This is a genomic window from Kitasatospora sp. NPDC090091 (genome assembly GCF_044747365.1).
GTDB lineage: Bacteria > Actinomycetota > Actinomycetes > Streptomycetales > Streptomycetaceae > Kitasatospora.
Window position 1 is genome coordinate 61358 of sequence record NZ_JBIVDY010000022.1, and the last position, 11983, is coordinate 73340.

Below are 11983 nucleotides of genomic sequence, written 5' to 3' on the forward strand. Positions count from 1 at the left end.
TCTCCACCATTTCTCGCGCGCCTTCTCGGCGGCCTTCTCGCACGCCTTCTCGCGCACCTTCCGGCCGGCCGGTCCGCCGACCGGCCGGGGTGCGCGTCACCTGAGTTCCCGGAGCTTCTCGTTGACCACCCGGCCGACCTCCGCGGCCCATTCCGGCTGCAGCAGGTACGGGTGGTCGCAGCCGATCACCCGGAACTCGATCCGGCCGCCGACGAATTCCTTCCAGGCACCGACCCGGTCGGCAAGGTCGGAGCCGGGGCGGGAGCGGTCCGGCTCGGCGACCAGCACCAGCAGGTCGCCGTCGTACCTGGGCGGCCGGTAGGCCAGGAACAGCCGCCGGTTGTTGGCGTACACCCGCGCCAGCGCGGCCACGGCCGCCTCGTCCAGGCTGGCGAGCACGCTCTGCCGCTCCTGCAGCACGGCCACCACCTGGGCGTGCTCCAGCCGGGCGTCCCCGAGGGCGTCCACGTCGTGGCCCGCGAAGTCGAGCATCGTCCGCAGCGCGTCCTGCTCGTCCGGCACCCGGTCGGGCAGCGGCTGCGAGCGGTCCAGCGGATACTCGTCGAGGTTGGCCAGCAGCGCCACCTCCTCGCCGGCGGCGCGGAGTTGGGCGGCCATCTCGTGGATCACGGTGCCGCCGAGCGACCAGCCCAACAGGTGGTACGGGCCGACCGGCTGGACCTTGCGGACCTGCTCGACGTAGTCCGCCGCCATCTCCTCGATCGACTCCGGCAGCGGGTCGCCGCCGACCAGCCCGCGGGCCTGCAGGCCGTAGACCGGGTGCTCCGCGTCGACGTGCCGGAGCAGGGCCGCGTACGACCAGCTCAGCCCGCCCGCGGGGTGCACGCAGAACAGCGGCGCGCGGCTGCCGTTCTCGCGCAGCGGGAGCAGGACGTCGAGCGCGTTCTGGTCCGCCTCGCCGCCGAGCCGGCCGGCCAGCTCCGCGACCGTCGGCGCGGCGAGCACCGTGCGGATGCTCGGCTTGACTCCGAACGCCGAGCGGATCCGGTTGACCAGGCCCATCGCCAGGATGCTGTCGCCGCCGAGGTCGAAGAAGCTGTCGTGGACGCCGACCACCTCGGCCCCCAGCACCTCCCGGAACAGCCCGCACAGGATCTCCTCCTGCGGGGTGCTCGGACCGCTCCACTGGGCGGCGCGGTACTCGGGCGCCGGCAGCGCCCTGCGGTCGACCTTGCCGTTGGCGTTCAGCGGGAGCTCGTCCAGCACCACGAAGGCCGCCGGGACCATGTACTCGGGCACCTGGGCCGCCAGCCGCTCGCGCACCGCGGCGACCTCCGGGAGGCCCTCGGCGGGCACCAGGTAGCCGACCAGCCGCGGGCTCCGGCCAGCATCCTCCCGCAGCACCACCACGGCCTGCGCGAGCTCCGGGTCGGCGGTCAACGCGGCCTCGATCTCGCCGAGTTCGACCCGGTAGCCGCGGACCTTGACCTGGTCGTCGATCCGGCCCAGGTACTCCAGCCTCCCGTCCGCGCCCCACCGGGCGAGGTCGCCGGTGCGGTAGAGCCGCCCGCCGGGCGCGCCGAACGGGTCGGCCACGAAGCGGGCCGCGGTGAGGTCCGGCCGGCCCAGGTAGCCGCGCGCCAACTGCGCGCCGCCGATGTACAGTTCGCCGGCGCTGCCGTGCGGCACCGGGCGCAGCCCGGCGTCCAGGACGTACAGCCTGGTGTTCGGCGTCGGCCGGCCGATCGGCACGGCTCCGGCGGGCGCCGGGTCGCCCGGCTCCAGCCGCAGCACGGCGCAGCCGACGGTGGCCTCGGTGGGCCCGTACTCGTTGACCACGGCGACGCCCGGGTGGGCGGTGCGCCACTCCTGCAGCGGCTCGCCGAGCAACTGCTCTCCGCCGACGACCAGTTCGGTGGTCGGGGAGCACTCCCGGTCCAGGCCCGAGAGCAGCGCCAGGTGCGAGGGGGTGGCCTTCAGAAAGGCCGGCTGCCGCCGCTCGCCCTCGGTCTGCTCCAGCTCCGCCACGTGGACGCAGCCGCCGCTCACCAGCGGGGCGAACAGGGTGGTCACCGCCATGTCGAAGGAGGCCGGCGAGTGCAGCAGCGCCCGCTCCCGCACCGAGGGGTAGGCCTCGGCCGCGTAGTCGAGGTACTGGGCGAACGAGCGGTGCTCGATCACCACGCCCTTCGGGCGTCCGGTGGAGCCGGAGGTGTAGATCACGTAGGCCGGAGCCTGCGCGCGCCACCGCGGGTCGGCGCCGGCGGACCGCGTCCGGCCGCCCGGGCTCCGCCGGTCCAGCAGCCGGACCGGGGCGTCCACCGCCGGCAGTTCGGCGGCGACGTCCGACCGGCTCAGCACCAGCACCGGCCGCGCGTCGGCGAGCACGTACGCCAGCCGGTCGGCCGGGTCGCCCGGGTCGACGGGCAGGTAGCCGCCGCCCGCCTTGAGCACCGCGAGCGCGGCGACCAGCAGCTCCGCCGAGCGGGGCAGCGCCAGCGCGACCAGCCGCTCCGGCCCGACGCCCGCCTCGACCAGCTCCGCCGCGAGGTCGTCGGCGGCCGCGTCCAGTTCGGCGTAGCTCAGCCCGGTGCCGTCCGCGAGCAGCACCGCCGGCGCGTCCGGGGTGCGGGCGGCCTGTGCCTCGAAGCGCTCCGGCACCAGGGCCGGGGCGGGCCGCGCGGTGTCGTTGAACTCCTCCAGCAGGGTGCGGCGTTCGTCGTCGGCGAGCAGGTCGGTGCGGTCCACCGGCTGCTCCGGTGCGGCCGTCATGGCGCCGAGCGCCCGGACCAGACGGGCACCGACGGCCTCGACGGCCGAGCGGTCGAGCGCGTCGGGCCGGAAGCCCAGGCGCAGCCGCAGCCGGCGGCCCGGCATCGCGACCAGACTGACCGGGTAGTGGTTGCCGTCCGTCCCGTAGCCGCCGACGATCCGCAGTCCCTCGCCGTCGTCCTGGGCACCCTCGCCCTCGCCGCCGCCCTCGAACGGGAAGTTCTCGGTGACCACGATGGTGTCGAAGAGCCGGTCGGAGTCGACCAGCCGCAGGATGTCCTGCAGGCCCAGGTGGTGGTGGTCCATCACCGCGGTCTGCCCGCGCTGGACGTCGTCCAGCAGGCCGGCCCAGGTCCGGCCGGCCGGGAGCGCGATCCGCACCGGCACCGTGTTGATGAACAGGCCGACCATGTGCTCCACGCCCGGCAGCTCGGCGGGCCGCCCGGAGACGGTGCTGCCGAACACCACGTCGGTGCGGCCGGTCAGCCGGCCCAGCACCACCGCCCAGGCCGTCTGGACCACCGTGTTCAGGGTGACCCCGAAGCGGCGGGAGAGCGCCGTCACCCCGGCCGTGGCGGCCTCGTCCAGCTCGACCAGGACGTCGCCCGGCACGGCGTCCGCGACGTCGCCGGCCTCCGGCGCGATCAGAGTCGCGCCGTCCACGCCCACCAGCACCTCGCCCCAGGCGGCACGGGCCGCCTGCTTGTCCTGCCGCCCGAGCCAGGCCAGGTAGTCCCGGTAGGGGGTCACCTCGGGCAGCACGGACTCGTCACCGCCCGACTCGTAGAGCGCGAAGAGCTCGCGCACCAGCAGCGGGCCCGACCAGCCGTCCAGCAGAAGGTGGTGGTTGGTCATCAGGAAGCGGGAGATCCGCTCGCCCATCCGGATCAGGGTGAAGCGCAGCAGCGGGGGGCGCTCGGGGTCGAACCGGCGCAACCGGTCCTCGTCCATCAGCGCGTCCAGCCGGGCGGCCCGGCCGTCCTCCGGCAGGTCGGTGAAGTCCAGCTCCGTCCAGGGAAGTTCGAGGTCGCCGAGGACCACCTGGACCGGCCGGCTCAGCCCCTGCTGGCGGAAGCCCGCCCGCAGGTTGGGGTGCCGGCGCAGCAGGGCGGCCGCCGCCTCGCGGAGCCGTCCGGCGTCCAGCGGCCCGGCGATGTCGATGCCGAGCTGGATGGTGTAGATGTCCGGCCCCTCCTCGGCCAGCTGGCTGTGGAAGAGCAGGCCCTCCTGCATCGGGGTGAGCGGCAGGACGTCCTCCAGCCGCTCCTGCCCGGCCGACTCCACCGCGTCGATCTCCTCCTGGGAGAGCGGGACGAGGGTGAGGTCCGACGGGCTGTAGCCGCCCGCCTCGGACCGCTCGGCGTGGCGCACCAGGGCGGTCAGGGCGCGGATCCAGTTCTCGCCCAGCGCGCGGGCGTCCTCCTCGCTCAGCAGCTCCCCCGCCCAGGCCAGGTCGGCGACCAGCCGCGGCCCGTCCGGCAGGTCCTGGGTCAGGGCGTTGATGTCGACGACGTGGGCGAGCGGCCGGTCCGGGTCGCTGCCGCCGTCGGCGTCGAAGCCCTCCGGTGCGGTCGCCCAGTCGGTCAGCACCTCGTCGCCGGCGGCGCCGGCCCCTCCGAAGCGGCCGAGGTAGTTGAAGCTGATCCCCGGCTCGGGCAGGCGCGACAGCACCGGCGCGGTCTGCGGGTTGAGGTAGCGCAGCAGGCCGTACCCGATGCCGTTGTCCGGCAGGGCGCGCAGCTGCTCCTTGATCCGCTTCAGCACCCGGCCGGCCGAGGCGCCGCCGGCGGCGAAGTCCGCCCAGTCGTGCGCGCCCGGGTCCAGCCGCACCGGGAAGAGGCTGGTGAACCAGCCGACCGTGCGGGAGAGTTCGACCTGCTCGGCGATCTCCTCGCGGCCGTGGCCCTCCAGGTTGACCAGGACCGGGCCCTCACCGCGGTCGCGGGCGCGGCGCCACTCGGCGACCGCGGCGGCGAAGGCGGAGAGCAGCACGTCGTTGACCCGCGCGTGGAAGGCCGCGGGCACGGTGGTGAGCAGCGCGGCGGTCTCCTCGACGGGCAGCTCCAGGACCATCCGGCGGGTGGTCGAGGTGACGTCCCGCCGCGGGTCCAGCGGCCGGTCGGCGAGCGCCGGCTCCGCCTCGGCGAGGGTCTCCAGCCAGTGCGGCAGCTCCTCGACCCGCTCCGGCGCCTGGGCCGCGTCGGTGAGCAGCTGCGCCCACTCGCGGAAGGAGGTGCCGACCGGATCGAGCTCGGCGGGCGCGCCGCCGGCGGCCGCCGTCCAGGCCTGGGCCAGGTCGGGCAGCAGGATGCGCCAGGAGACGCCGTCGACGGCGAGGTGGTGGACGGTCAGCAGCAGCCGGCCGGGGGCCTGCGCACCGGCGTCGAACCAGACCGCCTGGAGCATCACCCCGGCCTCCGGGTCGAGCCGGTCCCAAGCGGCCTTGGCCTCGTCGAGGATGCGGGCCTGGGTCTGCTCGGCGGAGAGGCCGGTGACGTCGGCGCGGCGCAGCAGGTCGGCGGCGCGGACGGTGCCGCGCTCGGGCACCTCCAGGTTCCACACCACGCCGCCGGTGCGGCCGAGGCGCATCCGCAGCACGTCGTGGTGGTCGAGCAGGGACTGCAGGGCGGTCTCCAGCCGCTGCTGTCCGAGGTCGGCCGGGACGACCAGCAGGTTGGTCTGGCTGAACCGGTCCGGGCGCCCGCCGCGCTCGCGCATCCAGTGGATGATCGGCGTCAGCGGCACCGCGCCGACGCCGGCGCCGGCCGGGACGGGGGCCGCGGCGACCGGCTGCGCGGCCTCCTCGGCCGGGGCCTGGGCCGCGACCGCCCGGGCGAGGGCGGCGACCGTCTTGTGCTCGAAGACGTCCCGCGGGCTCAGGGTGAGGCCCGAGTTGCGGGCGCGGCGCACCAGCTGGATCGACATGATGCTGTCGCCGCCGGTGTCGAAGAAGTTGTCGTGGATCCCGACCTCCGCCACCCCCAGGATCTCGGCGAACAGCGAGGCGAGCAGCTCCTCCTCGGGGGTTCGGGCGGCCACGGCTCCCGCGGCCGGAGCGAAGTCGGGGGCCGGCAGGGCCTTCCGGTCGGTCTTGCCGTTCGGGGTCAGCGGCATGGCATCGAGCACCACGACCGCCGCGGGCACCATGTACTCGGGCAGCTCGGCGGCGACGGCGGTGCGCAGCGCGGCGCCGTCGAGCGGCGCGGCGCCGTTCTCCGCGACGGCGTAGGCGACCAGCCGCTGCTCGCCAGGCCGGTCGGTGCGGACCAGCACCTCGGCCTGGGCGACCGACTCCCGGCGCAGCAGCGCCGAACGGATCTCGCCGAGCTCGATCCGGAAGCCGTGCAGCTTGACCTGCTCGTCGGCGCGGCCGAGGAACATCAGCATGCCGTCCCTGGTCCACCGGGCGAGGTCGCCGGTGCGGTACATCCGGCTGCCGGCCGGGCCGTACGGGTCGGCCGGGAAGCGCTCTGCGCTCTGGCCGGGCCGGCCGAGGTAGCCGCGGGCGAGCCCGGCGCCGGCGATGTAGACCTCGCCGGGAACGCCCGGCGGGACCTGCCGCAGGGCCCGGTCCAGCACGTGCACCCGGGTGTTCGGGACGGGCGTGCCGATGGGCGGTTCGACGGCGCCCGCGAGCGGGGCGCTGATGGTGGCGCAGACGGTGGTCTCGGTCGGGCCGTAGGCGTTGACCATCCGGCGGCCCACCGACCAGCGACCGGCCAGCTCCGGGGGCGTCGCCTCGCCGGCCACCAGCAGGGTGAGGCCGGCCGGGATCTCGTCGTCGGCCATCACGCCGAGCGCGGCGGGCGGGATGGTCGCCTGGGTGACCCGCTGCTCGGCCAGCAGGCCGGCCAGCGGGGCGCCCGGGTCCAGCCGAGCGGGCGGCGCCAGGACCAGCGTCGAGCCGGAGAGCAGGGCCTTGCACAGCTCGGCGAAGGCCGCGTCGAAGCTCGGCGAGGCGAACTGCAGGACCCGGCTGCCGGGGCCGAGGCCGAGCGCCTCGACGTAGCCGGCGAGCAGGGCGGCGAAGCCCGTGTGCGGGACGACCACGCCCTTGGGCCGGCCGGTGGAGCCGGAGGTGTAGATGACGTACGCCGGGTGCTGGTCCGTCAGCCGCACCTCGGGCGCGGTCTCCGGGGCGGCGTCGACCCGGGCGCCGGTCGCCTCGTCGTCGAGCAGCAGCACCGCCGTCCCGGCGGAGAGCGGCAGGCCCGCCGCGATCTCCCGGGTGGTGACGACCACCTCCGGGCGGGCGTCGGCGAGCATGTGGGCGAGCCGGTCGGCCGGGTAGGCCGGGTCGAGCGGCAGGTAGGCCGCGCCGGCCTTGTGCACCGCGAGCACCGCGGTCGGCCAGAGCGGCGAGCGGGGCAGGGCCAGACCGACGAACCGCTCGGGTGCGGCGCCCTCGGCGCGGAGCACGTGGGCCAGGCGGTTGGCGCGGCGGTCGAGTTCGGCGAAGGTGAGCTCCTCGCCCTCGAAGGCCACCGCGACGTCGTCGGGGGCCGCCTCGACCCGGCGGGCGTAGAGCTCGGGGAAGGTCGCCGGCGGGAGGTCGCGCGCGGTGTCGTTGGCGGCCGTGAGCACCGCCTGCTCGCTGTCGGTCAGCAGCGGGAGGTCGGCGACCCGCAGTTCCGGGTCGGCGGCGACCCGCTCCAGCAGCCGGACCAGCCGGCGGAAGAGGTCCTCCACGGTGGCACGGTCGAAGAGGTCCAGCCGGAAGTCGATCAGCGCCTGCATGCCGGCCGGGGCACCGTCGGGCGCGGTGCTCTCGTTGAAGGTGAACGCCAGGTCGAACTGGGTCGCGTTGACCGGCACCGGGTGGGCCGCGGCCTCGACGCCGGGCAGGCCGACCGGTGCGCTGGAGGCGGCCTCCAGGTTCTGGACGTTGAGCCAGATCTGGAAAAGCGGGTGCCAGGCGAGCGAGCGCTCCGGGTTGAGCAGCTCCACCAGGCGCTCGAACGGCACGTCCTGGTTGGCGTACGCGGCGAGGTCGTACTCCCGGACCCGGTCCAGCAGTTCGCGGAAGGTCGGGGCACCGGAGGTGTCGGTGCGCAGCACCAGCGTGTTGACGAAGAAGCCGATCATCCCTTCGAGCGCCTTGTCGTTGCGCCCGGCGATCGGCGAGCCGATCGGGATGTCCTCGCCGGCGCCGAGGGCGGTGAAGAGCGAGGACAGGCCCGCCTGGAGCACCATGAAGAGGCTGGTCTGGGTCTTGCGGGCGACGCCGGCCAGGGCGCGGTGCAGCTCCGGGGAGACGTCCAGCTCGACGGTCTCGGCGGTGTAGTCGGCCTCCGGCGGGCGGGGCCGGTCGGTCGGCAGGGCCAGCACGTCGGGCGCGCCGGCGAGGCGGCCGCGCCAGAAGTCGAGCTGGCGGCCGACCACGCTCTGCGGGTCCGCTTCGTCGCCCAGGACCTCGTGGCTCCACATGGTGAAGTCCGCGTACTGGACGGGCAGCGGCTCCCACGCGGGGGCCTCGCCGGCGGCCCGGGCCAGGTAGGCCGCGGTGAGGTCGCGGGCGAACGGGCCGACCGACCAGCCGTCACCGGCGATGTGGTGGATGATGATCAGCAGCACGTGGTCGGCCGGGGCGAGGCGCAGCAGCGTGACCCGCAGCGGGGTCTCGGTCGCCAGGTCGAAGTCGCGGGCCGCCTGCTCGGCGACCGCCGCCTCCAGCTCCTCCTCGGCGAGGTCCCGGACGACCAGCTCGGCGGTGCCCTGCTCCGGGGAGAGGATCAGCTGCCGGGCGGCGCCGTCGGTCTCGGGGAAGACGGTGCGCAGGATCTCGTGCCGGGCCGTGACGTCCCGGACGGCCGCCCGCAGCGCCTCGTGGTCCAGCTCGCCGGTCATCCGCAGACCGATGCTGATGTTGTGCGCGGCGGCGCCGTTCTCGAAGCGGTTGAGGAACCATAGCCGGCGCTGCGCGTAGGACAGCGGGATGCGCTCGGGCCGCTCCACCGCCACCACCGGCGGCCGGGCGCTGTCGGCCTCGCGCAGCCGGGCGGCGAGCTCGGCGACGGTCGGCGCCTCCCAGAGCACCCGCAGCGGGAGTTCGACCGAGAAGGCGGTGCGGGTGCGGCTGACCACCCTGGTGGCGTGCAGCGAGTGGCCGCCGAGGTCGAAGAAGTTGTCGTGGACGCCGACCGACGGCAGGTCCAGGGTCTCCATGAAGAGGCCGCAGAGGATCTCCTCCTGCGGCGTCCGCGGCGCGACGGCCGCCGCGGCGGCGGTGAAGTCGGGCGCGGGCAGCGCCTTGCGGTCGGTCTTGCCGTTCGGGGTCAGCGGCAGGGCGTCCAGGACGGTGAAGGCCGCGGGCAGCATGTACTCGGGCAGCCGCTCGGCGAGACCCCGGCGCAGGGCGGGGACGGCCACCGCCGCCCCGGGGGCGGGCACCACGTACGCGGCCAGGCGCTTCTCGCCGGAGGCGTCCTCGCGGGCCACCACGGCGGCCCGGGCGACCTCCGGCAACGCGCAGAGCGCCGTCTCGATCTCGCCGAGCTCGATCCGGAAGCCGCGCACCTTCACCTGGTCGTCGGTGCGGCCGGCGAACTCCAGTTGCCCGTCCGCGGTCCAGCGGGCGACGTCGCCGGTGCGGTACATCCGGCGGCCGGCCGGGCCGTACGGGCAGGCCACGAAGCGCTCGGCGGTCAGGTCGGGGCGGCCGAGGTAGCCGCGGACCACGCCCTCGCCGGCGATGTAGAGGTCGCCGGGAACGCCGGGCGGAACCAGCGACAGGCCGGCGTCGAGCACGTAGACCTGGGTGCCGGCGATCGGACGGCCGATCACCGGAGTGCGGCCGGAGGCGTCGAGCTCGGCGGCGGTCGACCAGACGGTGGTCTCGGTGGGGCCGTACAGGTTGGTCACCCCGGCGGACAACTCGACCAGCCGGTCGGCCAGGCCGGCCGGCAGTGCCTCGCCGCCGGCCAGCACGCGCAGGCCCGCCAGGGCCTCCGGCCGCTGCGCGACCAGCGCCTGCCAGAGCGTGGGGGTGGCCTGCATGACGGAGGCGCCGGACTCCCGGAGCAGTTCGGCCAGCCGGTCGACGTCGCGCACCTCGTCGCGGTCGGCCAGGACCACCGTGGCACCGGAGACCAGCGGGACGTACAGCTCCAGGCCGGCGATGTCGAACGAGATCGTGGTCACCGCGGCCAGCCGGTCCCCCGGCCGCAGGGCGAAGCGCTCCCGCATGTCGACCACGAAGTTGGCCAGGTTGTCGTGGGTGACGACGACGCCCTTGGGGCGGCCGGTGGAGCCCGAGGTGTAGATGGCGTACGCCGGGTTGGCCCCGGTGGCCGGCGCGGCGGCGACGAGGGCTCCGCCCGGCAGGGCGGCCAGCCGCTCGCGGACCGCGGGGTCGTCCAGCAGGACGCGTTCGACGCCCGCCCGCTCGGGCACCGACGCCACCGTGGAGTCGGTCAGCACGACCGCGGGCGCGGCGTCCGCCAGAATGTGGTCGATCCGCTCCGCCGGGTACTCCGGGTCGAGCGGGATGTAGGCGCCGCCGCTCTTCTGGACGGCGAGCAGGGCGGCCACCAGGTCCGCGCCGCGGGGCAGCGCCACCGCGACCGGCGTCTCCGGGCCGACCCCGAGGCCGGCCAGCAGGTGGGCGATCCGGTCGGCGCGCGCGTCCAGCTCGCCGTAGGAGAGTTCGGTGCCGCCGGTGACCAGCGCGACCGCCGTGGGGTCGGCGGCGACCGCGGCCTCGAACAGCTCCCGCACCGACGCCGCCGGCGGCCGGCCGCCGGCCCGGTTCCACTCCTCCAGGACGCGGCGGCGCTGCTCGGGGGCGAGCACCTCGGCGCGGCTCACCGGCAGCGCCGGGTCCGCCTCGATCTGCTCCAGCAGGCGGTGGACGGCGTCCAGCACCTGCTGGGCGCCGTCCCGGTCGTACAGGTCCGGCCGGTACCCGAGGCGCATGCGCAGCGTCGGGCCGGGGGTCGGGAAGAGCGTGAGCGGGTAGTGGGTGGCGTCCTGCCCGGTGAGGTCGGTGATCCGGGGTCCCTCGGCGGCGGGCTCCTCGCCGGCCCCCTCGGTGAGCGGGTAGTTCTCGAAGACGACGAGGGTGTCGAAGAGTTCGCCGGTGACCGGGGTCAGCGCCTGGATCGCCGAGAGCGGGAGGTGGTGGTGGTCCAGCAGCGCGGTCTGCCGCCGCTGGACCTCCGTCAGGAGCTCGGTCCAGGAGCGGGTGGGGTCGATCTCCACCCGCACCGGCAGGGTGTTGATGAACAGGCCGACCATCGACTCCACGCCGGGCAGGTCCGCGGGGCGGCCGGAGACGGTCGCGCCGAAGACCACGTCGGTGCGGCCGGTCAGCCGGCCCAGCAGGACGGCCCAGGCGCTCTGCACCACCGTGTTGAGCGTGACGCCGGTGCGCCGGGCCAGCTCGGTGAGCCGGCGGGTGAGGTCCTCGGACAGCTCGCCGACCAGGTCCTCGGGCGGGACGGAGGTGCTGCGGTCGCCCTCCGGGACCAGCAGGGTCGGCGCGTCGACACCGGCCAGCGCGCCGCGCCAGGCCTCCTCGGCCGCGCCCCGGTCCTGCTTGGCGAGCCAGGCGAGGTAGCTGCGGTACGGGGTGACCGGCGGCAGGCCGGTGTCCTCCCCGCCCGCGCGGTAGTGCTGGAACAGCTCCTGGACGACCAGCGGCGAGGACCACCCGTCCAGCAGGATGTGGTGCGAGGTGAGGATCAGCCAGAAGGCGTCCTCGGCAACCCGGACCATGGTCAGGCGCAGTAGCGGCGGGCGCTCCATGTCGAAGCCCCGGGTGCGGTCCCCGGCGGCGAACGCGCGGACCCGCTCCGGCTGCTCGTCCACCGGCACGTCCCGGAAGTCCACGACGTCCAGCGGAAGTTCGACGCCGCGCTGGATCACCTGCATCGGCTCGCCGCTCTTGCGGCGGCGGAACGAGGCGCGCAGGCCGGCGTGGCGGCGGACCAGGCTGTTCGCGGCCGCACGCATGGCCGGCACGTCGACCGGGCCCTCGATCCGGACGGCCAGCTGGGAGAGGTAGACGTCGAGACTGTCCTCGGCGAATTGCGCGTGAAACAGCAGCCCCTCCTGAAGCGGGGACAAAGGCAGAAGGTCCTCGATGCGTGACTGCTTCACGACACGTGCTCCCTGGCGTCTTCGTGGTTCGGAGAATGTGTGGTCCGCTTCGGCGGACGGATGATTCCGCGTCGGTGAACGGGAATTGAGGAACTGCGACGTGGATCTCGACCGTACCGGCGAAACTCCGCCGCGCCGGACGTGCATCAAC

1 protein-coding gene is annotated in these 11983 nt (G+C 75.2%); it reads right to left on the reverse strand.

Annotated elements, in window-relative coordinates:
• Positions 1–96: 96 nt before the first annotated feature.
• Positions 97–11832 carry an amino acid adenylation domain-containing protein gene (locus ACIPSC_RS31020; RefSeq protein ID WP_400830459.1) on the reverse strand — a complete coding sequence of 3912 codons (11736 nt, stop codon included), beginning with the start codon at positions 11830–11832 and terminating at the stop codon, positions 97–99.
• Positions 11833–11983: the final 151 nt, after the last annotated feature.